This window comes from Rathayibacter sp. PhB152, assembly GCF_003751395.1.
Lineage (GTDB): Bacteria > Actinomycetota > Actinomycetes > Actinomycetales > Microbacteriaceae > Rathayibacter > Rathayibacter festucae.
Map to the genome: position 1 here is coordinate 408277 of NZ_RJUT01000001.1, position 24103 is coordinate 432379.

Here is a 24103-nt window from a genome sequence, read left to right on the forward strand (position 1 = left end):
GCACCCGCCGCACCGGACGATCCGGCCCTCCCGCTCGGGAGGGCCGGAAGACCACTGAGGAGTACCCCATGACCGACACCGTCGGAACGAACGACCTCCGCGCCATCGACGGCGCGCACCCGGAGGACGAGTCGATCGAGCGACTGCTCGCGACCGCCGCCGCGGAGACCACCGCCGGTGTCACCGGCGTCCACCACCTCGGCGGCGCCGCCGCCCGCACCCTCGACCGCGCGACCCGCGCCGTCCTGGGCACCAGCACGAGCCCCGGCGTGAGCATCGCCCGCGTCGACGGCGCGCTCGTCCTCGACCTCGACCTGGTGTCGGAGTACCCGCGCCCCGTCCAGGAGGTCATCGACGCCGTCCGCGAGCAGGTCGGCAAGGCCGCCGCGCAGCTGACCCGCGAGCGCGTCGTCGTCAACGTCAACGTGACCGATGTGCACGGCCCCTTCGACCCGATCGAGGTGCCCGACTCGGAGCGCGAGGACGGCCCCTCGCTGGTCGAGAAGGCCGGCGACGCGATGGACTCCGCCCGCGAGAAGGGCGGTGCCGCCCTCGACTCCGCCCGCGAGAAGGGCGCGGCGGCGCTCGACACCGCCCGCGAGCGGACCGCCGACGCGCTCGACGACGCCTCGGACCGCCTCGACGAGGCCGCCGACCGCGCCGCCGCGTCGGACGCCACCGCGGACTCGCTGTCCGACGAGGTCGCGACCCGGCCGGCCCGCGCCGAGCGCGACGCCGACCTCGACGCGGACTCCGACTCCGACGCCGTCGAGACCGTCGTCGTCACCGCCGATGCTCCCGCCGCCGAGTTCGTCGTCCGCGTCGAGGTCGAGCCGGTGGAGGCCGGCACCTCGGCCACCGACGCATCGGCCGCCGACACCTCTGCCGACGGCTCCGACGCCGAGCGCCGCGGGTCGGAGTAGGCCGTGCGCACTCGCTCCTACGGCTCGCGCCGGAAGCCGCGCGCGGCCTGGGCCGCCCTCGCGACCGGCGTCGTCGTCAGCTTCCTGATCGTCGTCGGCGTGCTGCTGCCCGTGCTCGGCCTGATCGGCGCGGCCGACGCGACGACCGCGGGCGTCCTCGACGTCCCGGTCGGCGCGATCACCCTCTCGATCGTGATCAGCTACCTGATCGCCCTGGCGTTCCTCGCGCTGGCTTTCGTCTCCCGGAACGCCGCCCTCGCCTGGGTCGCCGCGGTCGCCGCCGTGATCGCCACCCTCGTCGGCTCCGTCTGGCCGCTGCTCGCCACCGCCTTCGCGAGCGTCGACCAGGCCGGCGACGTCATCCCCTTCATCCAGGACCTGATCGCCCGCGTCACCGGCTGAGCCCGGCGCCGCATCCCGCCGGTCGAGCAGGCGGAGCCGCTTCGCGCCTCGGCGATGGGGAGTGGACCCTCCTGGTCGATCAGCCCCACAGGGGCATGTCGAGTCTCATGCTGGTCGAGTAGCCCCGAAGGGGCGTATCGAGACCCGCCGTCATCCGCACGGCAGTCTGCGGACTCGTCTTCCGACGCGAGCGGACCTCCACGTGCCCGCTGCGCATGCTGTGCGATCAGCAGAGAAGCCGCTCGAACGGCGTGGAGCGCTCGATCGCTGCAGAACATCAGCTGAGAAGGGGTGGCCTCCGCTGTCAGGGGAGGCCCCCTGCTCTCAGCTGATGTTGTGCGCACCCCTGCCGGTCGAGGAGCCAGCAGGGGTGTCTCGAGACCCGCCGTCACCAGCAGGGCGGATCTGCAGACGCTCGGTGGTCGACCCGGGACTCGACCACCTGCTGACATCACAACATCAGCTGACAGCCACCCTCATCGCCCATCGCAGACGAGAACTCGCCTCGGCCGATGTTCTGCTCCGTCGATCCGGGTACACCTGCCGACCGCACCCCGCCAACGCCGCGATACAAGGAAAATCGGCCCGAGCCGTGAGGCGAGCGGGCCGATCGTGATGGTTCGAGGCTAGCCGTAGTCCGCCCGGTGGCAGGTTCTGGCGTCGTCGGCCGTAGCGTGGTGGGATGACCGCCAGCACCGACCCCGACGACCTCCGTGCCCAGTACCTGCGCGTCTACGACGAGCAGCTCCGCACCGACGCCGAGACGCCGAGCGCCGTGGCGGTGACTCTCGCCGGGCCGCTCCGGCTGGTGACCTTCGCCGGCGGGCGCGCCTTCGTCACCTACCGCGACCTCGGCGGGGCGGACGAGGCGGCGATCGACGCCCTCGTCGCCGCGGCCCGCGCGCACTTCGATGCCGACCCGGAGCTCCGGAAGGTCGAGTGGAAGACCCGCGGCCACGACCGGGCGCCCGGTCTGCACGAGGCGCTGCTGCGCCACGGCTTCGCCGCCGAGGAGACGGAGTCGATCATGATCGGCCCGCTCGAGGCGCTGACCCGCGACGCCCCGGTGCCCGACGGCGCGACCCTGCGCCGCGTCGTCGACGAGCCGGACGTCCGCGCGTTCAGCGCGATGATCGACGCCGCGTTCGGTGAGGACGTCGACACGGACATCGCCGACGCGCTGGTCGCACGGCTGGCTCGCGGCGACGGCATGGAGCTGTGGGTCGCCGAGGTCGACGGCCGCATGGTCGGCGGCGGCCGGCTCGAGCCGGTCGCGGACTCCGACGTCGTCGGCGTCTGGGGCGGCGCCGTGCTCGAGGAGTACCGCGGCCGCGGCATCTACCGCGCGCTGACGGCCGCGCGCGCCGCCTCCGCTCTCGAGTCGGGCCGCACCCTCGTGCACAGCGACTCGACCGAGTACTCCCGCCCCATCCTCGAGCGCTCTGGCCTCGTCAAAGTCTCGACGACGACCCCATACCTCTGGCGCCGCCCGTGAGAGGCACATGCTGATCGAGTAGCCCTCGGAGAGGGCGTATCGAGATCCACCGTCCTCAAGACGTGGGGTCTCGATACGCCCCTGCGGGGCTACTCGACCAGCATGGACGCGCGATCCGCGCGGCATTTCTTGCTGATGAAGCAGCGGGCCCGTTTCATGCTGATCGAGTAGCCCTCGGAGAGGGCGTATCGAGATCCACCGTCGTCCGATGGGTGGATCTCGATACGCCCCTGCGGGGCTACTCGACCAGCATGGAGGCGCGATCCGCGCGGCATTTCTTGCTGATGAAGCAGTGGGCCCGTTTCATGCTGATCGAGTAGCCCGCGCAGCGGGCGTATCGAGATCCACCGTCCTCAAGACGCCGGGTCTCGATACGCCCCTCCGGGGCTACTCGACCAGCATGGGCAGGTGTCAGCTCGGCGAGCTGATCTCCAGCGCGATGTTGTCGGGGTCGCGGAACTCGAGGATGCTCTGGCCGCCGGCGTCCTTGATCGGCTCGTGCGCGATGCCGAGCTCGTCGAGCGCGGCGGCGGCGGCCTTCAGGGCGTCGAGGTCGGCGACGGCGAAGCTGAGGTGGTCGAGGCCGATGCGGTCCTCGTCGAAGCGGTCGCCCGCGTCGGCGACCGGGCGCAGGCCCAGCAGTCCGCCCGGGAACTGGTAGATCACGCCGCCGAAGAGGAACGCGAGCTGCTCCTTCTGCTCCTCGGGGGCGTCCGCGGGCGGCGCCTCGAAGGCGACGTCGAAGCCGAAGACGGAGTCGTAGAAGGCGCGCGACACGGCGATGTCGCGGACGGTCAGTCGGATGTGGGCGTAGTCGACAGCGGGGATCGGCACGGTGGTTCCTCTCGGGAGCGGAGGGCGGAGTCGCCCTGCCTTCATGATTCGGAGCGGGCGCCGCACCCGGTGAGGGCTGGCGCCGCGCCTCGGGATCGAGTAGCGCCGCTCACTCCAGCTGGGCGGGCCGCGCCGGCTCGGCCAGCAGCGCGCGCGCCGCCATCCCGATCACGGCGCTGTAGGTCGGATACGCGAACCGCACGTTCGCCAGGGTCGCGACGTCGACGCCGGCCGCCATCGCGGATGTCACGGACTGCACGACCTCGATCGCGTTCTCGCCGACGGCGTGCGCGCCGAGCAGCAGCTCGCGGCGGCGGTCGGCGATCAGCGTCAGGAACCCGCCCTCGCGGTCGTCGATCACGGCGCGGTCCACACTCGAGAACGGCACCGACGCGACGATGCACTGCGGGTCGCGCTCGCGCGCCTGCTCCTGGGTGAAGCCGACGCCCGCGTAGTCCGGGTCCGTGAAGCCGCCGGCCGGCAGCAGGAACTGCGGAGTGCGCCGGTTGGCGCCCAGCACCGCGTTCTCGGCAGCCGCCTCCGCCTCGAACTGCGCCGCCTGCACGAGCATGTCGCGCCCGTTCGCGTCGCCGACCGCGAAGACGTGCGGCAAGACCGTGCGGAAGTACTGATCGGCCGGGATCGCCGAGCGGACGACCTCGATGCCGGCGTTCTCGAGCCCCAGGTCCTCGACGTCGGCGGGCCAGCCGGTCGCCATGATCACGGCGTCGACGCCCTCGGAACGCGCGGAGCCGTCCTCGCGCCAGGTGATGTCGATCGAGCCGTCCTCCGCGCGCTCGAGGCGCTCGACCGTCTCGATGCCCAGGTGCACGCGCACGCCCTGGCGCTCGAAGGCGCCGGCGACGTGCTCCGAGATGCTCGCGTCCGAGGTGGTGAGGATGCGCGGCGCGACGTCGAGCAGCGTCACCTCCGAGCCGAAGGCGTTGAACACCGTGACCAGCTGCGCGCCGGTGTTGCCGCCGCCGATGACCGCGACCCGGCGCGGGAGGGCCGGCAGCGCCAGCACGTCCTCCGGGACGGTGGCGAGCTCGGCGCCCGGGATCGGCAGGCGGCGCGAGTGGCCGCCGACGCAGATCAGGATCGAGCGGGCGCGGATCCGCCGGCCGCTGTCCAGGACGAGGGTGCTCTCGTCGACGAAGCGCGCGCGGCCCTCGTGGATCAGCTCGACGCCCGCCTCCTCAAAGCGCTGCGCCTCGCGCTTGATCGAGCGGACCTTGTCGACCCGCGCATGCACGTGGCGGACGGTCGCGGCCCAGTCGACGACGGGCGTGCCGACGTCGACGCCGTAGTCGCCGGCGGTGCGGGCCTCGCGGACGATGCGCGCAGTCTTCGCGAGCACGCGGGTGGGCACGCAGCCGGTGTTGACGCAGGTGCCGCCGACGCGGCCGGCCTCGAGCACGACCACCTTCGCGCCGAGCTCGGCGGCGCGCAGGGCGGCGGCGGTGCCGGCCGGGCCCGCGCCGATCACGGCGACGTCGTACTCCTGGGGCGCGGTGGTGCCGGGGTCGGTGGCGGCGGTGGCGTTCTGGGTGCTGGCGGGCACGGCGGGGCCTCTCGGGTCGGTGCTCGGCGGAGCGGGCGGTGTCCCCGCATCCTGGCGCCCGCGCCCTCGGTTTCTCTGAGCGTCCGCGCAGGCTCGACAGGCGCGTTCAGCGCTCGGTGCTCGCGCCGTCAGGACCGCCGGGCGCGGAGGAGCAGCTCCCGGTGAGCGCGATCGGCGCCCTGGGCCTCCGTCGCCGAGATCGGCCGCGCCGAGTAGCCCGCCTTGGTCTTCAGCGAGAGGAGCCGCTCCAGGTGCTTGGCCGCCTCCGGATCGGCGCGACGGAGCAGCGCGACGGCCTCGGCGTGCGAGCCGGTGGGCGAGTAACGCCCGAGGCGGCGGATGCAGATCACGTCGCTCGCGGCGATCCCCGCGTGCACGGCCATCGTCGTGAACGCGTCGGTGCTCTCGATCGTGCCGTCCGAGCCGACGAAGACCGCAGCGGCGTCGGCGAACTCCTCCGCCTTCGAGAGGCGGCCTGCGGCGACGGCCGGGTCGGCGTCGCGATCCGCCGTCATCGCGCGCCCACGAGCCGGCGGAAGGCGAGGGGCGAGCCGATCAGAGGGATGCCCTCGTCGACGATGGATCGGAGCACCGGCTCGTCCGCGGCGGCGTCGCGCAGCTCGCCCTCGGACATCTCGAGGACGCGCGGGTCGTTCCCGGTCCAGGCCTTCGCGTCGCGCACGAGGGCGGACACCTGCTCGTGCCAGGCGTCCGTCGGTGCCGCGGGCTGCTGCAGGAAGAGGTCGAGGTCACTGCCCGCCCGCATCTCTCCACGGGCGGCGGAGCCGAACATCGCCGCGTAGCCCGGCTGGGGCGCCCAGCCCTCGAGGGTCGAGACGAGGCGCTCGTGCAGCGTCTCGTCGAGGCGCGCGAGCTCCATGATCGCGCCGGCGGCCAGATGGGAGCGATTGAGCCGGTAGATCGTCGTCCTGCCGACCGCCTGGCTCGTGACGATGCCCTCCTCGACGAGGCGGGTGAGCGTGCGGCGGATTCCTTCGAGTGAGCGGCCGCCGATCCGGCTGCGCAGCTCGCCGACGGTGAACCAGTCGTCGGCGCGCGCCAGAACGGTCAGCACGTCGCCGTCGACGGTCGGCGTCACGACGGCGAGTGGGCTCTGCGTCCGCATGCGGCGCTCCTCACTCAGAAAAGTTGGTGACAACCGATAATAATACGCTTCCTGGGTCGAACAGTGAGCTCAGCGTCGTGATGGCGCGATCTACGCCTCCGGCCCTGGGGTCGCGACGAGCTGGAAGCCGCCCTCGATGCTGCCGTCGGGGCGGAGGGTGACGCGGGTGTACACCGGGGTCCCGTCGCCGGTGGCCGTGCCGACGACGTCGAGCGCGTCGCCGGCGAAGAAGGCCTCGAGGCCGGTGCAGCCGGCCGAGAGCGAGCCGTCGGGGCGCTCGAGGGCGAGGCAGATCCGGGTGGCGTCGGGCGCCGTGAGCAGCAGCCGATCGTTCTGGGTGGTCTCGAAGGTCGGGCTGTAGACCTCGGCGTCGCCCGAGATCAGCGAGAGACCGGTGGGGATGTCGGTGGTGACGGCCCAGCCCTCGACGATCGCGGCGAAGCGGTCGGTCGCGCGCGGGGTCGGGGTCCCGGTCGCCGGTGCGGGCCCGCTCGAGGACGGCTGCGGGACGGCCGCGCCGATGACGGAGGCGGTGGCCGCGCCGATCGCGAGCCCGCCGACGAGCAGCCCGGCGCCGAGGAGGACGAGGCGCGACCGGGCGGGGGGTGCGGCGGGCGAGGGTCCGCGCGCCGTCCGCGCGGGTCCGGCGGCTCGTGGGGCGGGCTGCGCCTCCGCGGCGGCGGCGGCCACGAGTCGGCGCTGCGCCTCGGCCCGCTGCACTTCGATCCGCTGCGCTTCGGCCCGCAGCGCCTCGTCGTGGTCGTCCCCGGTCGGGCGGGCGTAGAGCGCGCGCTCGAGATCCTGGCGCTCGTCGTCCTCGTCCTGCACGCCGTCAGTATGGCGGAGTGTCCAGCGGCCGGCGGGTCGATCAGCGGCTCAGGGCCCCGTCGTCCCGGTGCCGGGCGTCCCGTCGACCCGCAGGTACTGCAGGCGCACGACTCCGCGCGGCGAGGTGACGGCCGGCCCGTCGAGCCGCAGGTTCGACGGCACGGCACCGCCGCCGAAGACCGGCTTGCCGGAGCCGAGCATGATCGGGTGCAGCCAGAGGGTGAGCCGGTCGAAGAGCTGCTCCGCGAGCAGCGTCTGCACCAGGTCGAGGCTGCCGATCACGTGCACGGCGGAGTGGCGCTCGCGCACCTCGCGGACGGCGGCCGGCAGGTCGGCGCCGAGCTGCACCGATCCGGCCCAGGGGAGCGCCGGCGTGCCACGGGAGGCGACGTACTTCGGGATCCGGTCGAACAGCTCGGCGATCGGCCCCCGCTGCTGCGGCCAGTAGCCCGCGAAGATCTCGTAGGTGCGCCGGCCGAGCAGCAGGGCGTCCATGCCGGCCATCCCGTCCAGGACCTGCTCGCCGACCGTCTCGTCGACCAGCGGCGCCTGCCAGCCGCCGAACGCGAAGCCGCCGCTCGGATCCTCCTCGGGTCCGCCGGGTGCCTGCGCGACCCCGTCGAGCGTGCTGAACAGATCGATGTCGATGCTTCCCACGGTGCGCTCCTCTGCGTCGGCGGCTGCGGCCCACAGTCCCACTCGCGGAGGGGCTGGGCAAGCGTCCGCCGTCCCGCTGCCGGGGACACCGGCGCGTCGCTCCCGAGTCCCCCTTAGGGTGACACTCCGTCGATCCGCGCCCGGATTCCCAGGGGATCCGCGCCGGACCGGCGATCGCGTCCTGTACTCCTGCTCAGGCCCGGGGCTACGGTTCGACTCCACTCACCTCGGGTGTCACGCGCCCACGCTGTCGTGGGCGGAACGCTGCGCAACGATGCCGCACGGAACTCCTTCCCACGTTCGACGAGACCGGGCCCGCTGGAAGGTGGGGATCGCGGCGTCGACCGGGATCCTGCTCCTGTCCGCGGGGCTCCTCTCCGCCACCGCCGCCCAGGCGGCCACGGCGCCGACCCTCGGGAGGGCCGGGAACTTCTCGGTCCTCGGCGGATCGACCGTCACCAACACCGGCGACACGCTCCTGCCGCTCGACCTCGGCGTGAGCCCCGGCACCGCGATCACCGGCTTCCCGCCGGGCGAGGTCCTCGGCGCGACCCACGCCGCGGACGCCGACGCGATCGGCGCGCAGTCCGACCTGGTGAAGGCGTACGACCAGCTGACCTCGCAGGCCACCACCGAGTCCGTCGCCGGCGACCTCGTCGGCCGCACCTTCACTCCCGGCGTCTACACCGCCTCCGGCCCGATCGGAGTCACGGGCACCGTGACCCTCGACGCCGAGGGCGCGAACGGCGCCGTCTTCGTCTTCAAGGCCGCCTCGACCCTCATCACGGGCTCCGGGAGCCGGATCGAGCTGATCAACGGCGCGCAGGCCTGCAACGTCTTCTGGCAGGTCGGCAGCTCCGCGACCCTCGGCACCTCCTCCGACTTCGCGGGCTCGATCCTCGCGCTGACCTCGATCACCGTGACCAACGCGGTCACCGTCGACGGCCGCGCCCTCGCCCGCAACGGCGCCGTGACCCTCGACGACGACACCTTCGTCTCGTCCTCCTGCACCCCGGCGACCACCGCCCCGCCGACCACCGCGCCGACCACTGCGCCGCCGACGACGCCGCCGACCACGCCTCCGCCGACCACGCCTCCGACGACGCCGCCGACGACGACGCCTCCGACGACGCCGCCGACGACGCCTCCGACGACGCCTCCGACGACGCCTCCGACGACGCCGCCGACGACGCCGCCCGTCGTGACGCCGACCCCGACGCCCACGCCGACCCCGACGCCCACGCCGACCCCGACGCCGACGCCGACGGTCCAGCCCACGCCCCGGGCCTCCACCCCGCCGGTGATCCCGGCGAAGTCCGGGACGCCGCCGACCAGCGGACTCGCCTCGACCGGAGTCGAGACCGGTGCGGGTCTGTCGCTCGCGTTCCTCGCCCTGGGTGGCGGCGCACTGCTGCTGCTCCAGCAGCGACGAGCACGACGCCGCAACCGCAGCTGATCGCCTCGACGCGGCGCTGTCGCTGAGAGGGGGAGCCGAGCCTCCCCCTCCCGGCCGGCGGGTGCCGTGGTGACAGCACCGCGGCACCCGCACAACAAAGGCTGAGAGCGCCGGATCCCTGACTAGCAGGGGGTCCGGCGCTCTCAGCCTTCTCTGCGCCGTGCGGCGCACGCCCGGTTCAGCCGGACGGGTTCTCAACCGGGTCGCCCTCGGGGTCGGTCGCCGTCTCGGGGTCGACCTCGTCGGGCTCGACCGGCTGGGTGTCGGGGGTGCTCGTGTCCGTCATGGGATCCTCCTCGTTGCTCGTTCCGCGGTCGGTCCTGCTCCCGCGGGTGTTCGGATCGTGCGTCGGCCACGCTACGGTCCGCCCGGCCCGCCGTGACCCCCGTTGACGCGAGCGGGGAGAGCGTGAGCGGGGCCGTTCCGCGCGTGTCCCGCGCAGGGTCCGCGAGCGCGCGTGGCAGTCCGCCGCCTCCTCCGCAAGGCCTGGCTGGACTTCGGCGCGATTCGTAGGGTGAGGGCTCCTAAGTCGAGGAGCAGGCGCGCCAGATGATCCGAACCACCGTCACCATCGAGGGCAAGACCTACGGACTCTCCCAGGGGACGGACGTCGACGATCTCAAGGAGTCCGCGACCCGCGCGACCCAGGCCGGCGGCGGGCTCATCGACTTCGTCGTGGTCGGCAACCGCCAGGTCAGCGTGCTGATCTCCTCCGGCGTGCCGGTGATCTTCGAAGAGGTGCAGGTCCCCGACGACGACCGCGACACCGGCGACCTGCAGGAGCCGTGGGACGACATCGACTACCTCGACTGACCCGGACCTCCGCCCGGACGCCTCCCGAGGGAGCGCCGCCCCCGCGGTCTCAGACGCCTGAGGGGCGCCGCCGGCTGGACCCGGCGTCCCTCGGGCTCCTTCTCTCCTGCACCCGCCGCTGCGATCCGCGTGTCAGAGGGCGGTGGACTGGTCGTCCTCCGCACCGGCGTCGGCGAGCTCGCCCGCGACGAGGATCGCCGCAGCGCTGCCGAGGGCCGAGCGCACCTGCTCGGCGCTGATCGCGAGGAGGTCGGCGATCACCGCGACGTCGTGCCCGCCGGTGTGGCGCAGTAGCCAGCACTGGCGCTCGAGAGCGGGCAGGCCGTGCAGGCGGCGGTGGAACGCGGAGCGGAGCAGGTCGTCCTCGCGGAGCCCGACCGGAGCGGACTCCGGAACGAGCGCGGCGCGGCGGCCGACGCTGTGACGGCCGATCTCCGTCCGTGCGATCTCGAGGGCCGACTGCTCGTCGACGATCCTCGGTGATCCCGAGCGGAGGGTGACCGCGGCCTGGTGCAGGGCGGCGGTGGCCATCGACTCCGAGAGCGTGAGCCGGTAGGCGTAGGCGTAGAGGCCGGCGGTGCGGTTCAGCGCGGGGGACTGCGCCTTCTCCGCTCTCGCGGGCTGGGCCGTCGCCTGCAGGGCGTTCGCGGGCAGGGCGTTCGCGCTCACGGGTCTCTCCTCGTCTCTGCGCGGCCGGGGCGGGCTCGCGTCGAAGCCGATGCTAGAGGTGTCGAGAACGATCGTTCTACCCTTGACTTTCTCAGGCGATCATCGATACATACGCATCTTCGCTCGCCGTCACTCGCGCGCGGAGAGGATGCAGAACTCGTTCCCCTCCGGATCCGCGAGCACCACCCATGACTGCTCGCCCTGGCCGACGTCGAGCCGGGTGGCGCCCAGCGCGATCAGCCGGTCGACCTCCGCCGCCTGATCGTCGGGCACGAAGTCGAGGTGCAGGCGGTTCTTCACGGTCTTCCGCTCCGGCACGTCGAGGAAGAGGAGACTCGGGCCGCGGCCGGACGCGGGCAGCAACTCGATCCCCTCGTCGTCCTCATCGACGATGTCCCAGCCGAGCGCCTCCTGCCACCAGTGCCCCAGGGCGCGGAAGTCGGTGCAGTCGACGATGATCTCTTCGAAGCTCAGGCTCATGCCGCCGACGCTAATCGGCGTCCGCGGTGTCGCGGAAGGGGTCGCGGAGATCGGTGGAGAGAGCCCCGCACTCGGCGCCTGGGGAGGAGTCCGTGCCGAAGCGGCACGACGGCTGGCTCCGGAGCGCGCGGTCCGGCATCCTCGAGCGGAGCCGGACGCACGCGCCGCGCTCGCCGGAGGGAACGACATGAGCAGCGAGCACGAGCACCGCACCGAGCAGGACACCGAGCCCGGGACCGCCCGCGAGCACTGGGAGGCGCGCTACTCCGACTCCGACCGCGTCTGGTCGGGCCGGCCGAACGCGACCCTCGTCGAGCTCGTCGGCGACCTGACTCCCGGCCGCGCCCTCGACCTGGGCTGCGGCGAGGGCGGCGACGTCCTCTGGCTGGCGGCGCAGGGCTGGACCGTCACCGGCCTCGACCTCTCCGAGACCGCGCTCGAGCGCGCCCGGGCCGAGGCGCTCGCCCGGGGTCTCGTGATCGACGTCCGCCAGGCGGATCTCGGCGCCGACTGGCCGGTCGAGGGCGTCTTCGACCTGGTCGCGTCGAGCTTCCTGCACTCGATGGTGGAGTTGCCGCGGATCCCCATCCTGCGCCGTGCCGCCGAGCTCGTGGCGCCCGGCGGAGTCCTCGCGGTCGTCTCGCACGCGGCCGCGCCGCCCTGGTCCGCGCACGCGCACCGGCATGAGGGCGGACCCGTCCTCGCCTCGCCCGAGGAGGAGCTCGCCGCCCTCGCCCTCGATCCGGCGGAGTGGACGCCCCGGGTCGTCGAGACCCGCGAGCGGACGGCGACCGGCCCCGACGGCGAGGACACGGTCCTCCTGGACGGGGTCCTCCTCCTCGAGCGCGCAGCGCCTGCACGCTGAGGCGCCTGAGCCGCCGCCGTCGCTCCTCCACAGGAGCTCTTTCGCGGAGTTGTCTGAGGGCTGATCGAGACGGCCCCGCGGGTGTCGGCGGTCCCTGATTCGATACTCGTATGGATGAGATCAGCGACGCGAGCAGCGCGGAGGAACCGACCGGGCCGGTCGCCGCGGTCGGTGCGGTGCTCGGCGTCGCCGCCGATCTCGGTGTCACATCGGCGCGGTTCCTGCTCACGCGAGCCGAGGCCGTGCATCTGGCGTACCGCACGGCGCTCACCGCTCCCGAGGAGTTCGCGCGGGGCGGCGGACTGTCCCGGAGCGAGGCGACCAGCCTCGTCGAGCGGTCGATCCGGGCGCAGTTCGCGGTCGCGCTGCGCCTGTCGGAGCGGGCGGCGTCGAAGGTGATCGATCACGCGGTGCTGCTGGTCGAGGAGCTGCCGTGCGCGCGCGCCGCGGTGGCGGAGGGACGCCTCCTCTGGGAGTCGAGCGAGGTGATCTGCGCGACCGCCGCGACTCTGCCCGCCGCTTCTCGCGCCGCCTTCGACGAGCGCGCCGCGGGCGTCGCGCCGGACGTGACGCCGACGCAGCTGAGGCGGATCGTCGCCCGGCTCCGCGACGAGCTGCACGAGGAGCCGTTCGCTCAGCGCCACGCCCGCGCCCGCCAGGACCGCGCCGTGTGGATCTCGCCCGAGATCGACGGGATGGCCACCCTCTGCGCGCTCCTCCCCGCACCGGACGCGATGGGCATCGGGGATCGTCTCGACCGCATCGCCCGCTCCCTCCGGGAGGGCGGCGACGAGCGCACCCTGGCTCAGGTGAGGGCCGATGCCCTCACCGATCTGCTGCGCGACGGCGACATCGCCGGCACCACTCCCGCGAGCGACGGTCCTCCACTGTCCGCGTCGTTCGTCCCCGGGATCCGAGCCGAGGTGCGGCTCACCCTCGCCGCGTCGACCGCCGCGGGACTCGATGACGCACCAGCCGACCTCGACGGCTACGGCCTCATCCCGGCCGACCTCGCCCGCGCGCTGGTCGAGACCGGCGCCTCCTTCACCCGCGTCCTCACGGATCCGGACACCCGCGCGGTCGTCTCCGTCGGCCGCACCTACCGGGTCCCGCCCCCGCAGATGCGCCTGCATCTGCAGCTCCGAGACCAGACCTGCCGCTTCCCGGGCTGCACCCGCTCCGCATCGAGGTCGGAGGCGGACCACACGATCGAGTGGCGCAACGGCGGGGAGACGTCCCTGGAGAACCTCGTCTCCCTCTGCACGTCGCACCACCACGTGCGCCACGGCGATCGGTGGACCTACGTCCCCCGCCCCGACGGCGGCATCGTCTGGACCACCCCGACCGGCCGCACCGTCACGATCCGCCCGCCCGCCCTGGCCGGGGCGCCGCCGGGCCCCCGCTTCGAGGACGTCCCGCCGCCGTTCTGACGCGCGGGTCTCGATACGCGCTGCGCGCTACTCGACCAGCATGGTCCGCCCCCGTTCAGGCGGGGGGCGGGGCTCGATACGCGCTGCGCGCTACTCGACCAGCATGGTCCGCCCCGCGGACACCGGGCTGGAGTGATTCATGCTGATCGAGCAGCCCTCGGAGAGGGCGTCTCGAGATCCACCCTCCGGCAGAACGCTGACTACCGTGTTCCCCGTATCCCTCACCCACCCAGGAGGCACCGTTGCCGCTCGATCCCTACCTCGCCGCCCGCCTGCCGCTGCTCGACGGCGTCGCCTACCCGCTCGACGCGGCGCAGGCGGCGAAGGTCGCCGAGTTCGAGGAGGACCCCGGCCCGTGGTCGCTCCCCGAGGGCGTCACCGTCTCCGACGCCGCGATCGACGGCCCGCACGGCCCGATCCCGCTCCGGACCTACGCACCCGCAGAGCCCACCGTCTCCGCCCTGCTCTGGGTGCACGGCGGCGGCTTCCAGGCCGGCGACCTCGCGATGCGCGAGTCGCACGTCGTCTCCGCCGAGCTCGCCGCCCGCGCGGGCGCTCGCGTCGTGGCGGTCGGCTACCGGCTCGCGAGCGCCGAGGTCCGCTTCCCCGTCCCGCTCGACGACGTGCAGGCCGCCTGGCGCCACCTCCGCTCGGAGACCCCCGACGCGCTGCCCGTCGCGATCGGCGGGGCCAGCGCCGGCGCCGCCCTGGCCCTCGCCACGACGCTCCGCGAGCGCGACGCCGGCACCCGCCTCCCGGACCACGTGCTGCTCGCCTACCCGTTCGCGCACTTCCCGAACCCGGCACTCGACGACTCCGTGATCCGCGAGCTGCTCCCGCTCCCGCCGCTGCTGCGCTTCCCGACCGCCGGGATCGAGGACATGGTCCGCACCTACGTCGGGCGACTCTCCGACCTGCCCCCGCACGCGCTCCCCGGCGCCGCGCCGCTGCACGGACTGCCGCCGGCCTCGGTCCTCGTCAACGAATTCGACGAGCTCCGCGGCTCGGCCGAGCTCCTGCTCCGCCAGCTCGCGGAGGCGGGCGTCGAGGCGACGGGCTACCTCGCGCAGGGCATGCCGCACGGCCACCTCAACCGCACGCCCGCGCTGCCCGAGGTCGACCGCTCGCTCGCCTTCTTCGCGGCCCAGCTGCGCGCGCTGACGCAGGACAGGCGGTGAGGTCCCCGAACCCGCCCTCGGCGCCCCGGCCAGCACGTGGTGATGAGATGTCCTGTCTGCGCGGTCACCGGTCGTCGGTGCTGGGCTGTGAGTGATGGCCGGAGCCGTACGCTGCCCACCGCGTGACAGTGGGCCGGATTGACCGCCGGCCCGACGGTGTGTGCTCGCTCCGGTGCGCCTACCGACTCACCGCCCGACCGCGCCCCGCAGGGCGCTGCGTCTCACTCCTGCAGCAGATCGACCTCCCAGTTGGTGCGCTGGATCGCCGCGTCCAGGTCGCGCAGCTCGCGGGCGAGCACGTCGGCCCGCGCGCGCAGCTCGCGCACCGGCAGCGCCGGCAGCCGCCGCAGCTCGCTGCGCAGCTGCCGGTAGCCGCGGTCGCCCGCCGCCGCGTCGGCCGCGCGCACGACGATGCTGTGCTGCGACCGGAGCGCCTCGCGCCGGGCGAGCGCCGCGGTCAGCCGCACGCCGTCGGGCGTGGTCGCCGCCGTGTTCGTCAGATTGACCGCGGTGACCAGGCGCTCCAGTGCGTCCAGCGCGCGCAGGCCCTCGGCCAGCAGCTCCGACGGGTCCTCCGTCGGCTCCTCGCCCTCCTGGTAGGAGGCGTTCGCGACGATCCGCGACTGGAGGGCCTCGATCCGCTTCTGCAGATCGGCCCGCTCGAGGAGTGCTTCGGCAAGCTTCATGCCCCCAGGCAACCACACGCGCGGCGTCCTCGCTGCCCGTCTAGGCTGCCGATCGTGCCGCTGCAGAATCACCCGGGAGACGTCGAGTTCCCCGTGCGCTCCCGCCTGCGCTACGCGCGTGCCGCGGACGCGCACCGGCGCGCTCCCGGCGGCGGGATCGGCCGCCGCGCCCTGCTGGTCACGGCCGTCGCCGCGCCGCTCGGGATCGTCGGCTTCGTGCTCGGTCTCGCGAGCGCGGACGGCAGCACCGGACTGCCGATCTTCACCTTCGGCATCGGTCTCGTCCTCGGGCTGGCCCTCGCGTCGATCGCCTTCCAGATCCGCGACGCCGGAGCGCCACGCCGGCAGCAGCTCGCCTACCGCGCCGAGGCGCGGACGCCCGCGCCGACCCTGCGCCAGCAGCAGCTGCTCGCCCTCGACGCCGTCAGCGACTTCTCCTTCGGCGGCTGGAACTCCTCGCTCGCCTTCCAGCCCACCTGGGCCGAGCTGCCCGCCGAGCTGCGCGCCCGCTTCGCCGACGGCGCCAAGGGCTCGCCCTGGCCGGAGCTGCCGATGCCGGCGCTCACCGAGCAGCGCGGCGCGCTCGACCGCGACTTCCGCATCGCCTCCGCCGAGGACGTCGAGCTGTTCGTCGCCGACGTCCTCTCCCGCGGTCCGCTGTCGACGCGCTTCGCCGAGGTCTCCGCCTCGGAGGACGCCGAGCGGATGCGCTCCCGGATCGCCGCCCTCACCGGCGAGAGCGAGTTCCACCTCCTCGAGCGCGCGCAGCCGGTCGGCGGCCGCCCGCCCGTGCTGCTGCTCGCCGGCGACGCCGAGCGCACGATCGGAGCGATCCGCTACGCCTACGTCGCCGGCTACCTGACCGCCGACCGGGCCTGGGAGCTGCTGGAGAGCATCGGCTCCCGCGTCTTCGCGCAGTACAGCGGCTGGGACGGCTACTGGCGCGACGCCGCCGTCGCGATCGCGTTCCGCACCGACTCGCTCAGCGCCGTGCAGCAGTACCACCGGCTGCGCGGCGAGCTGCTGGCCTCGGACTGGCCGGCGGCGAGCACGCCGTATCCGGAGAGCGCATCGTGACCGAGTCGCGTCACGATCGAGACGCCCACGATCCCGAAGTCCCGGACGACCGCGACCCCGCCCAGCAGGCGCTCGAGGCGATCCAGCGGATCAGCAGCGGAGGCGATCCCGCCGCCGCGGCCTTCGCGCTGTCGAACGCGTGGACCGACCGGCAGGTCGACCGGCTCAAGGCCTTCTGGCGGCGGTCGCGCCGGGGCACCAGCGGCTCCTGACATCGGAGGCTCATAGGCGACGCAAAGGGTCGCGCCTGCCGCGCCGGTCAGCCTGGGGTTCCCCGAGCCCCCGAGTGACAAGGATCCCCCGATGTCCCGCATCCCCGAGCCCGACCGCACCCCCGACGGCCTCCGCTACGAGGGCCGTGCCCTCGTCCGCCCCGACGACGAGGTCGTCGACCAGGGCCTCTCCTTCGACGTCGGCACCCTGCTGAGCCGCCGGATGCTCGATCGGCGCCGCGTGCTCGGCCTGATCGGGGTCGGCGCCGCCACCACGGCGCTGGCCGCGTGCTCGGCCGTCGCGGGCAGCGCCTCCGGAACCGCGACGGGCAGCGCGAGCAGCAGCGCCGCCGCGACCACCGGCGAGATCCCCGACGAGACCGCCGGTCCCTACCCCGGCGACGGCTCGAACGGCCCCGACGTGCTGAGCGACTCCGGCATCGTCCGCAGCGACATCCGCTCGAGCATCGACGGCGGCGCCACCGCGGCCGGCGTGCCGCTCTCCTTCACCCTGACGATCCTCGACACCGCGAACGGCGGCGTCCCGTTCGAGAACGCCGCCGTCTACGTCTGGCACTGCGATGCGTCCGGCGGCTACTCGATGTACTCCGACGGCATCACCGAGGAGACCTACCTCCGCGGTGTGCAGATCGCCGACGCGAACGGCGAGGTCGGCTACAGCTCGATCTTCCCGGCCTGCTACTCCGGCCGCTGGCCGCACATCCACTTCGAGGTCTACCCCGACGTCGACTCGATCAGCGACTCCGGCAACGCGATCGCGACCTCGCAGCTGGCCGTCCCCGAGGACGCCTGCACCGCGGTCTACGCGCTCAGCGGCTACGAGGGCTCGAGTGAGAACCTCGCCCAGGTGAGCCTCGACGACGACAACGTCTTCGGCGACGACGGCGGCGAGCTGCAGCTGGCGACCGCGACCGGCGACGCCGCCTCCGGCTACCGCTTCGCCCTCACGGTCCGCGTCGACACGACGACGGAGCCGACCGGCGGGTCGGTGCCCTCGGGCGGCGGCGGCGCGGGTGGGGGACGTCCGCCCTCGGCCTGACCCCGCGCGGCGTGCCAGGCTTGCCGCATGGCTGTCGAGGTAGGTGCGGATCTCGAGGTGTCCGCGCGCCTGACGATCCCCGCGTCCGAGCTGCAGTGGCGGTTCTCCCGCTCCTCCGGCCCGGGCGGGCAGCACGTCAACACCTCGGACAGCCGCGTGCAGCTCACCTGGAGCGTCGCGGAGTCCGCCGCGCTCACGGACGACCAGCGCGAGCGCCTCCTCCAGCGGCTCGCCCAGCGCCTGGTCTCCGGAGCGATCACCGTCACCGTCTCGCAGGAGCGCTCGCAGCTGCGCAACCGCGAGGTCGCCCTCACGACCCTCCGCGACCTCGTCGCCGCGGCCCTCGCCCCGCCCGCCGCCGCGCGCCGGCCGACCCGCCCCACCCGCGGCTCCGGCCGCCGCCACCTCGCGAGCAAGCAGCAGCGCTCCGCCACGAAGCAGCAGCGCCGCCGCCCGACGGAGGACTGAGGACGCAGGACCGGCGCTAGAGCCGGTCGCTCCGCCACTCCGCCGCGAGCTCCTCGCCGCGGGCGAAGGCCTGCTCCTCGCGCTCGCGCAGCTCGACGCGGCGGATCTTGCCCGAGATGGTCTTGGGCAGCTCGTGGAACTCGATCCGGCGCACCCGCTCGAAGGAGGAGAGCAGCTCGTCGGTGTGGCGGAAGATCGCCGCGGCGGTCTCGGCGGTCGGCTCCCAGCCGTCCGCCAGCGCGACGTAGGCCTTGACCACGCTGTGCCGGGTCGGGTCGGGCGCCGGGACGACCGCGGACTCGGCGACGGCCGGGTGCTGCAGCAGCACGCTCTCGACCTCGAAGGGCGAGATCTTGAAGTCGGACGACTTGAAGATGTCGTCGGTGCGGCCGAGGAAGGTGATGGTGCCGTCGACGGCGCGGACGGCGACGTCGCCGGTGTGGAAGTAGCCGTCGGCCCGCGCGCGGGAGGTGCGCTCGTCGTCGCCGTGGTAGCCGGACATCAGGTTGACGGGTTCTGTAGACAGGTCGAGGCAGATCTCGCCGGTGGAGGAGGACTCGCCGGTGACCGGGTCGATCAGCGCGATCGCGACGCCCGGCAGCGGCCGGCCCATCGCTCCGGAGACGACCTCGGCGCCGGGCGGGTTGGCGATGATCGCCGTGGTCTCGGTCTGGCCGTAGCCGTCGCGGATGGTGAGGCCCCAATCGCGCTCGACGGTCGCGATCACCTCGGGGTTCAGCGGCTCGCCGGCCGAGAGGATCTCGCTGAGAGCGCGCGGGCGGGCACCGAGATCGGACTGGATCAGCATCCGCCAGACCGTCGGCGGCGCGCAGAAGGTGGTGACGCCCGCGCGGTCCAGCTGCTCGCGCAGCGCGACCGGCGAGAACCGCGAGTAGTTGTAGACGAAAACGGTCGCCTCGGCGTTCCACGGCGCGAAGAAGCAGCTCCAGGCGTGCTTGCCCCAGCCGGGCGAGCTGATCGCCGAGTGCACGTCGCCCGGCTGCACGCCGAGCCAGTACATCGTGCTGAGGTGCCCGACCGGGTAGGACTCGTGGGTGTGCACGACCATCTTCGGCTTCGAGGTGGTCCCCGAGGTGAAGTAGATCAGGCAGGCGTCGGTGCTGTCGACGACGACGCTCGGCGCGATGCCGGGGGCCTCGATCGAGTCGGCGTAGTCGAGCCAGCCCTCGGGCACGCCCGCCGCGCCGCCCACCGCGATCAGCCCGACGTCCTCCGTGAGGCCCTCGAACTTCGCGGTCTCGGTCGCGTCCGCGATCACATGCGCGACCTCGCCGCGCTCGAGGCGATCGGCGAGGTCCGCGGGGGAGAGGAGCGTCGTGGTGGGCAGGATGACCGCGCCGAGCTTCATGATCGCGAGCATCGACTCCCACAGCTCGAGCCGGTTGCCGAGCATGAGCATCACGTGGTCGCCCTGCTCGACGCCGACGGAGTGCAGCCAGGCGGCGACCTCGTCGGAGCGCCAGCGCATCTCGTCGAAGGAGACCTTCGTCTCCGAGCCGTCCTCCTCGACGATCCAGAGGGCGGTCCTCTCGTTGCCGATCGCGATCTCGTCGAACCAGTCGACGGCCCAGTTGAAGTGCGGGCCGACGTCCGGCCAGCGGAAGGCGTCCGTGGCGGCCGCCGCGTCGGTGCGGTGCTCGAGCAGGGTGTCGCGCGCGGCGCGGAGGCGCCCGGTGGGGTTCATCCGACCATCCTCTCGCGCCGCGGCGGCTTCGAGGAGAGGGCTCAGTACTTGATCGACTGCCCGCCGTCGATCGGCAGAACGACCGCGTTGATGTAGGAGGCGTCGTCCGAGAGCAGGAAGGCGACGACCGAGGCGATCTCGGCGGCCTCGCCGTAGCGCTTGGTCGGGTTCACCTGGATGAACTCCTCGGCGGCCTTCCGCGGGTTCTCGGCGTCGAGCTGCTTCATCGAGTTCTCGACCATCGGCGTCCAGATGGCGCCCGGGGCGATGGCGTTGATGCGGATGCCGTACTGCCCGTACTCGATGCCGGAGTTGCGGGTGAGGCCGACGACGCCGTGCTTCGCGGCCGCGTAGCCGGACTGGTTGCCGATGCCGGTGATGCCGCCGACGCTCGCGGTGTTGACGACCATGCCCGAGCCCTGCTCGCGCATCACCTTGAGCACCTTCTCGAGGCCGAGGAACACGCCGCGGAGGTTGATCGCGACGACCTTGTCGAACTCGTCGGCGGTGAAGTCCTCGGTGAGGTTCTGGCGGCCCTCGATGCCGGCGTTGTTGAAGAAGCCGTCGATGCGGCCGAAGCGCGCGAGGGTCTGCGCGACGTAGTCGTCGACGTCGGACGCCTTCGACACGTCCGCGATCACGGTGAGCGACTCGGTGCCCTCGGGGAGCGCCTCGACGGTCGCGGCGAGTCCCTGCTCGGAGACGTCGACGAGGGCGAGCTTCGCGCCCTCAGCGGCGAGGCGGACGGCGGTGGCGCGGCCGAGGCCGGAGCCGCCGCCGGTGATGAGGACGACGCGATCGGTGAAGCGGGTGCTGCTGATATCCATAGGTGCACTATATACCTAGTAGTACTCGGGAATCTGGGCGCAGGCTCCGTGGGTCCGATGCCCGGAACCGTCGCGTCCGGTGCTCCGCGTCCCTGGCAACCGCCGCAGAGACCATCCCGCTCGGCGACCGCCTCGGGTAGACCGGAGGGACCGACACGACCGCCGACACGAGCAGGGGGAGCCGTGAAGAGCAGGAGAAGAACGATGACGACGGGGGCCGCGCTGGCCCTCACCGGGCTGGCCTTGGCCGCCTGCACCGCCCCGGCGGAGAGCGGAGCGGAGGCGACGCCGACCGTCTCGGAGGCGCCCGCGGCCTCCTCGACGGCCTCGGCCTCGGCCTCGCCGGGTGACCGCCCGATCGGACCCGTCCGGCTGCCCGAGGGGGCGACCGCCGCCGTCGAGTGGGTCGACGAGACCGGCGCCGTCGAGCCGCGGACGGTGCGCCTCACCGGAGAGCCGCTCTACGTGACCGTCTCGGTCGTCTGCGACACCGACGACGCCGAGGTGACCGTCGAGGTCGAGGGCCTGATGACCACCGGCTCGTCCTGCGTCTACAGTCCGAACACCACCCGCACCCCGGGCGAGGGCGGCGGCAACACCGGCTCGATGGAGATCGCCGTCGACCAGGACGCGCGCATCACCGTGACGACCGACCCCGCCGACGCCCACTGGTCCGGCGCGGTCTCGACCGGCCCGCGCACCGTGCCGCTGGGCTGATCCAGAGGCTCCGGCTCGGCTCTAGCCCAGCGGCACGCCCAGGGCGGCCATGAACGGCACGGCGTCGACCGCCTCGCCGTCGACGCGGGTCTCGAAGTGCAGGTGGCAGCCGGTGGAGGCGCCGGTCGAGCCGCGGGTCGCGATGACCTCGCCCGCGACGACGGTGTCCCCGACGTCGACGAGCAGGTCGGTGTTGTGCGCGTAGCCGGTCTCGATGCCGTCGCCGTTGTCGAGCAGGATCCAGTTGCCGTAGCTGCCGGAGTAGGCCGCCTCCTCGACGGTGCCGCTCGCGGCCGCGAGGACCGGGGTCCCGCAGGCTCCGGCGAGGTCGGTGCCCTTGTGGAAGAGGTTCACGCCGGCGACCGGCTGGTCCGGGCGGGGGCCGTAGCTGCTGCTGATGTGGCCGGCGATCGGGAGCACCCAGGTGCCGGAGACCCCGGCGGCCGCGGCGGTCGACTCGCCCGCGCCGGCGGTGATCGCGTCGAGGGAGGCGGTGGGCACGAGGACCTCGGGCTTGGCCTCGGCGGCGAAGGCGTCGCGGGTGACGCTCTGCTGCACGACGCCCGCGGCGACGAAGCTCTGCGGGCGGGCCGCGGCGACGGCGTTCGCGGTGTCGGTCGCGACGGCGGACTCCGGGGTGTCGCCGACGGCGAAGGCGGGCATCGTCGAGGTGACGGCCAGGCCGACCACGAAGGTCATCGCGGCGAAGGCGGACACGCGGCGCGTCGAGGGGCGGCGGACGGCGGCGCTCCGGGCCGTGCTGCGCGCGGCGGCGGTGCGGGCGGCGGCGGTGCGGGCGACGCCGCGCGCGGCGACCTGCTCGGCCTCGCGCTGCTCGCGCAGCTGTCGGCGGGTCGGGAGGGCCTGCGGGGTCGCGGCGGAGACGGGGGCCGGCGCGTGGTCGGAGTGGTGCATGCAGTCGTGGTTTCCGGGTCGTTCGCCGCGGGGGAACGGGGGCGCGGCAGGGCGGGTCGGGGCGGCGGAGCGCTCAGCAGGGCTCAGCAGGTGGTGCTCAGGGGAGTGTCAGCCGGGGCTCAGGGGTCCGCGCGGCGACCCTCCAGAGTACCTGCGCAGCTCCGGAACGCCACTGGGAGAATGCCGAGTGGTGCACGGTATCGATGCCGCAGGCTCAGGCGAGCGCCTCCGCGCAGTGGCGGAGCAGGGCGTGCAGCTCACGGATCCGCGCCCCGTCCAGCCCCGTCAGCATGCGCTCCTCGACCGCCCGGACGGCCGCGCTCGCCTCGCCCAGGAGCTCCTCGCCGGAGGCCGTCAGCCGGATCGGCAGTGCCCGGCCGCTCGGCGCCGTCTCGGCCCGGATGAGGTGGCCGTCGCGCTCGAGCGACTGCAGCAGCACGTGCATCGACTGCCGGGTCACGAACGCGCCCCGCGCCAGCTCGGAGCTGGATAGCCCCGGCCGGTGCGCCAGCAGCTCCAGGCAGGAGTAGGCGGTGACCGTGATCCCGAGCGGCCGCAGCGCCGCCTCCATCGCGACGCGCAGGGCGCTCGACGCCTCCTTCAGCACGTAGCCGACGGAGGTGTCCAACTCGATCCGTGCCGTGCTCTCGCCCTGTTGACTCATGTCAGTAGTCTGACATACGCTCCATGTAAGGAAACTGACACCCACCCCCGACGAAAGGCGCTCCCATGGCGATCACCGGCCCCGACTTCCTCTCCCTCCAGGTCCGCGACCTCGAGCGCTCCGCCGAGTTCTACGAGACCCGCCTCGGCCTCTCCCGCCGCCCCGGCCCGCCGCACGCTGTCGTCTTCGACACCGCGCCGATCCCCTTCGCGATTCGCACTGTGCTCATTCCCTTCGCGTCCCGCGACAACCTCCCCGGCACCGAGCTCCCCGCCGAGCCCGGCCGCGGCGTCGCACTCTGGCTGCACGCCACCGAGGTGGCCGCCCTGCACGACGACCTCGCCGCCGCCGGCGTCCCGATCACGTCGGCCCCGGCCGAGGGCCCCTTCGGCCTGACCTTCACCTTCGCCGACCCGGACGGCTACCTGATCACCCTCCACGACCGCGCCTGAAGCGCGGTGCCGTCCGGGTGCGCCGGGCGGCTAGGCGTCCGCGCCCGCCGGCTGCCAGAGCTGGAGGCGGTTGCCCTCGGGGTCGTGCAGGTCGGCGAAGCGGCCGTTCGGGTAGGTCTCGGGGTCGATCTCGACGGTGATGCCCGCGGCGCGGAGCTGGGCGACGAGCGCGTCGAGCGAGCGGACGCGGAGGTTCAGGGTCCAGCCGGCGGGGCCGAGCGGCTCGGAGCCGGCCGGCATCGGGGCGAGGACGGTGGTGCCGGCGTCCTGACGCCACGAGGGGGCGCCGTACTCCATCGGCACCTCGTCGATGCCGAGGTGCTCGGCGTACCAGCGCGCCAGCGCCTCCGGGTCGCGCGCGGCGAAGAAGAAGCCGCCGATGCCCGTGACCCTCTCGCGCGGCACGACTAGTACCGGCCGCTCGTGAAGACCAGCAGGGCGATCAGGCCCGCGACGGTCGCGGCGACGCCGGAGCCGAGGCGCCACCACATCCAGCGGTCGCGCTTGGGGCCGCGCATCGGGCGGCGCAGGGCGTTCCGGCCGTGATAGCCGCCGGGGTTCGGAATGAAGACCATGACTCCAGCCTGCCTCACGCGGCGC

Annotated in this window: 29 protein-coding genes; 14 read left to right on the forward strand and 15 right to left on the reverse strand. The window is 73.5% G+C overall.

All coding sequences use genetic code 11. The annotated features are described in order from the left end of the window. The first annotated feature begins 68 nt into the window (after nucleotides 1-68). The 3 genes from EDF36_RS01805 to EDF36_RS01815 all read left to right on the forward strand — a co-directional run bounded on the left by EDF36_RS01805 (nucleotide 69) and on the right by EDF36_RS01815 (nucleotide 2820). On the forward strand, nucleotides 69-923 hold the full coding sequence (locus EDF36_RS01805) for an Asp23/Gls24 family envelope stress response protein (protein WP_123731655.1): 855 nt from the start codon (nucleotides 69-71) through the stop codon (nucleotides 921-923). Between the two features lie 3 nt (nucleotides 924-926). After that, on the forward strand, nucleotides 927-1325 hold the full coding sequence (locus tag EDF36_RS01810) for a hypothetical protein (protein ID WP_123731656.1): 399 nt from the start codon (nucleotides 927-929) through the stop codon (nucleotides 1323-1325). A gap of 682 nt (nucleotides 1326-2007) precedes the next feature. Next, nucleotides 2008-2820 (forward strand): GNAT family N-acetyltransferase, encoded by an 813-nt coding sequence (locus tag EDF36_RS01815; RefSeq protein WP_123731657.1) that lies wholly within the window; start codon nucleotides 2008-2010, stop codon nucleotides 2818-2820. Between the two features lie 411 nt (nucleotides 2821-3231). Here EDF36_RS01815 and EDF36_RS01820 read toward each other — a convergent pair whose 3' ends face one another. From EDF36_RS01820 to EDF36_RS01845, 6 genes are all read right to left on the reverse strand, one after another. Further along, nucleotides 3232-3654: a VOC family protein gene (locus EDF36_RS01820; RefSeq protein WP_123447474.1), complete on the reverse strand. Its 423-nt coding sequence runs from the start codon at nucleotides 3652-3654 to the stop codon at nucleotides 3232-3234. Nucleotides 3655-3763: 109 nt separating this feature from the next. Beyond that, entirely contained in the window at nucleotides 3764-5218 is a 1455-nt protein-coding gene (locus EDF36_RS01825; RefSeq protein ID WP_123731658.1) for an NAD(P)/FAD-dependent oxidoreductase, read from the reverse strand. A 128-nt stretch (nucleotides 5219-5346) separates the two neighbouring features. Next, nucleotides 5347-5733, reverse strand: coding sequence for a hypothetical protein (locus EDF36_RS01830; RefSeq protein WP_123705841.1), 387 nt, complete (start codon nucleotides 5731-5733; stop codon nucleotides 5347-5349). Continuing rightward, complete coding sequence (locus EDF36_RS01835; protein ID WP_123731659.1) at nucleotides 5730-6344, reverse strand: nucleotidyltransferase domain-containing protein; 615 nt, start codon at nucleotides 6342-6344, stop codon at nucleotides 5730-5732. Before EDF36_RS01835 ends, EDF36_RS01830 begins: the two co-directional genes overlap by 4 nt. 90 nt (nucleotides 6345-6434) lie before the next feature. Beyond that, on the reverse strand, nucleotides 6435-7172 hold the full coding sequence (locus tag EDF36_RS01840) for a hypothetical protein (RefSeq protein WP_123731660.1): 738 nt from the start codon (nucleotides 7170-7172) through the stop codon (nucleotides 6435-6437). A gap of 48 nt (nucleotides 7173-7220) precedes the next feature. Continuing rightward, entirely contained in the window at nucleotides 7221-7829 is a 609-nt protein-coding gene (locus EDF36_RS01845) for a dihydrofolate reductase family protein (protein ID WP_123731661.1), read from the reverse strand. 325 nt (nucleotides 7830-8154) lie between these two features. Here EDF36_RS01845 and EDF36_RS01850 point away from each other — a divergent pair, with 325 nt between their 5' ends. Next, a complete protein-coding gene (locus tag EDF36_RS01850; protein ID WP_260300481.1) occupies nucleotides 8155-9285 on the forward strand; it encodes an ice-binding family protein in 1131 nt (376 codons plus the stop codon). Nucleotides 9286-9834: 549 nt separating this feature from the next. Beyond that, nucleotides 9835-10098, forward strand: coding sequence for a hypothetical protein (locus tag EDF36_RS01855; RefSeq protein ID WP_123447479.1), 264 nt, complete (start codon nucleotides 9835-9837; stop codon nucleotides 10096-10098). Between the two features lie 132 nt (nucleotides 10099-10230). Here the strand turns inward: EDF36_RS01855 and EDF36_RS01860 are convergent, their stop codons facing one another. Both EDF36_RS01860 and EDF36_RS01865 read right to left on the reverse strand, forming a co-directional pair. Beyond that, nucleotides 10231-10767, reverse strand: coding sequence for an RNA polymerase sigma factor (locus EDF36_RS01860; RefSeq protein WP_123731663.1), 537 nt, complete (start codon nucleotides 10765-10767; stop codon nucleotides 10231-10233). Between the two features lie 129 nt (nucleotides 10768-10896). Continuing rightward, nucleotides 10897-11247 (reverse strand): VOC family protein, encoded by a 351-nt coding sequence (locus EDF36_RS01865; protein WP_123731664.1) that lies wholly within the window; start codon nucleotides 11245-11247, stop codon nucleotides 10897-10899. A gap of 187 nt (nucleotides 11248-11434) precedes the next feature. On the opposite strand from EDF36_RS01865, the gene EDF36_RS01870 reads away from it, so the two are divergent. From EDF36_RS01870 to EDF36_RS01880, 3 genes are all read left to right on the forward strand, one after another. Further along, entirely contained in the window at nucleotides 11435-12112 is a 678-nt protein-coding gene (locus EDF36_RS01870; protein WP_123705835.1) for a cyclopropane-fatty-acyl-phospholipid synthase family protein, read from the forward strand. 110 nt (nucleotides 12113-12222) lie between these two features. Continuing rightward, entirely contained in the window at nucleotides 12223-13542 is a 1320-nt protein-coding gene (locus EDF36_RS01875; protein WP_123731665.1) for an HNH endonuclease signature motif containing protein, read from the forward strand. 242 nt (nucleotides 13543-13784) lie between these two features. Next, complete coding sequence (locus EDF36_RS01880) at nucleotides 13785-14720, forward strand: alpha/beta hydrolase fold domain-containing protein (RefSeq protein ID WP_123731666.1); 936 nt, start codon at nucleotides 13785-13787, stop codon at nucleotides 14718-14720. A 221-nt stretch (nucleotides 14721-14941) separates the two neighbouring features. Here EDF36_RS01880 and EDF36_RS01885 read toward each other — a convergent pair whose 3' ends face one another. Next, nucleotides 14942-15406, reverse strand: coding sequence for a DIP1984 family protein (locus EDF36_RS01885; RefSeq protein WP_123731667.1), 465 nt, complete (start codon nucleotides 15404-15406; stop codon nucleotides 14942-14944). 54 nt (nucleotides 15407-15460) lie between these two features. Here EDF36_RS01885 and EDF36_RS01890 point away from each other — a divergent pair, with 54 nt between their 5' ends. The 4 genes from EDF36_RS01890 to arfB all read left to right on the forward strand — a co-directional run bounded on the left by EDF36_RS01890 (nucleotide 15461) and on the right by arfB (nucleotide 18223). Further along, on the forward strand, nucleotides 15461-16483 hold the full coding sequence (locus EDF36_RS01890; protein ID WP_123731668.1) for a DUF1266 domain-containing protein: 1023 nt from the start codon (nucleotides 15461-15463) through the stop codon (nucleotides 16481-16483). Beyond that, on the forward strand, nucleotides 16480-16695 hold the full coding sequence (locus tag EDF36_RS01895; protein ID WP_123731669.1) for a hypothetical protein: 216 nt from the start codon (nucleotides 16480-16482) through the stop codon (nucleotides 16693-16695). The genes EDF36_RS01890 and EDF36_RS01895 overlap by 4 nt, the downstream gene beginning before the upstream one ends. Before the next feature lie 91 nt (nucleotides 16696-16786). Then, nucleotides 16787-17755 carry an intradiol ring-cleavage dioxygenase gene (locus EDF36_RS01900; protein WP_123731670.1) on the forward strand — a complete coding sequence of 323 codons (969 nt, stop codon included), beginning with the start codon at nucleotides 16787-16789 and terminating at the stop codon, nucleotides 17753-17755. Nucleotides 17756-17782: 27 nt separating this feature from the next. Next, nucleotides 17783-18223, forward strand: a complete 441-nt coding sequence (gene arfB, locus EDF36_RS01905; RefSeq protein ID WP_123731671.1) for an alternative ribosome rescue aminoacyl-tRNA hydrolase ArfB — start codon at nucleotides 17783-17785, stop codon at nucleotides 18221-18223. Between the two features lie 16 nt (nucleotides 18224-18239). On the opposite strand, the gene EDF36_RS01910 is transcribed toward arfB, so the two are convergent. Both EDF36_RS01910 and EDF36_RS01915 read right to left on the reverse strand, forming a co-directional pair. After that, nucleotides 18240-19928 carry an AMP-binding protein gene (locus EDF36_RS01910; protein ID WP_123731672.1) on the reverse strand — a complete coding sequence of 563 codons (1689 nt, stop codon included), beginning with the start codon at nucleotides 19926-19928 and terminating at the stop codon, nucleotides 18240-18242. Between the two features lie 41 nt (nucleotides 19929-19969). After that, nucleotides 19970-20755, reverse strand: a complete 786-nt coding sequence (locus EDF36_RS01915) for a glucose 1-dehydrogenase (RefSeq protein ID WP_123447493.1) — start codon at nucleotides 20753-20755, stop codon at nucleotides 19970-19972. A 204-nt stretch (nucleotides 20756-20959) separates the two neighbouring features. Between EDF36_RS01915 and EDF36_RS21085 the strand changes: the two genes are divergently transcribed. After that, complete coding sequence (locus tag EDF36_RS21085) at nucleotides 20960-21472, forward strand: hypothetical protein (protein ID WP_185020327.1); 513 nt, start codon at nucleotides 20960-20962, stop codon at nucleotides 21470-21472. Nucleotides 21473-21493: 21 nt separating this feature from the next. Here EDF36_RS21085 and EDF36_RS01930 read toward each other — a convergent pair whose 3' ends face one another. Further along, nucleotides 21494-22387 carry a M23 family metallopeptidase gene (locus tag EDF36_RS01930; protein ID WP_123731674.1) on the reverse strand — a complete coding sequence of 298 codons (894 nt, stop codon included), beginning with the start codon at nucleotides 22385-22387 and terminating at the stop codon, nucleotides 21494-21496. 214 nt (nucleotides 22388-22601) lie between these two features. Continuing rightward, nucleotides 22602-23051, reverse strand: a complete 450-nt coding sequence (locus tag EDF36_RS01935; RefSeq protein WP_123731675.1) for a MarR family winged helix-turn-helix transcriptional regulator — start codon at nucleotides 23049-23051, stop codon at nucleotides 22602-22604. Nucleotides 23052-23116: 65 nt separating this feature from the next. On the opposite strand from EDF36_RS01935, the gene EDF36_RS01940 reads away from it, so the two are divergent. Next, entirely contained in the window at nucleotides 23117-23503 is a 387-nt protein-coding gene (locus EDF36_RS01940) for a VOC family protein (RefSeq protein ID WP_123705822.1), read from the forward strand. A 30-nt stretch (nucleotides 23504-23533) separates the two neighbouring features. Here the strand turns inward: EDF36_RS01940 and EDF36_RS01945 are convergent, their stop codons facing one another. Both EDF36_RS01945 and EDF36_RS21090 read right to left on the reverse strand, forming a co-directional pair. Next, nucleotides 23534-23908 carry a VOC family protein gene (locus EDF36_RS01945; protein ID WP_123731676.1) on the reverse strand — a complete coding sequence of 125 codons (375 nt, stop codon included), beginning with the start codon at nucleotides 23906-23908 and terminating at the stop codon, nucleotides 23534-23536. Nucleotides 23909-23910: 2 nt separating this feature from the next. Further along, entirely contained in the window at nucleotides 23911-24078 is a 168-nt protein-coding gene (locus EDF36_RS21090) for a hypothetical protein (RefSeq protein ID WP_185020328.1), read from the reverse strand. Between the last annotated feature and the right edge of the window lie 25 nt (nucleotides 24079-24103).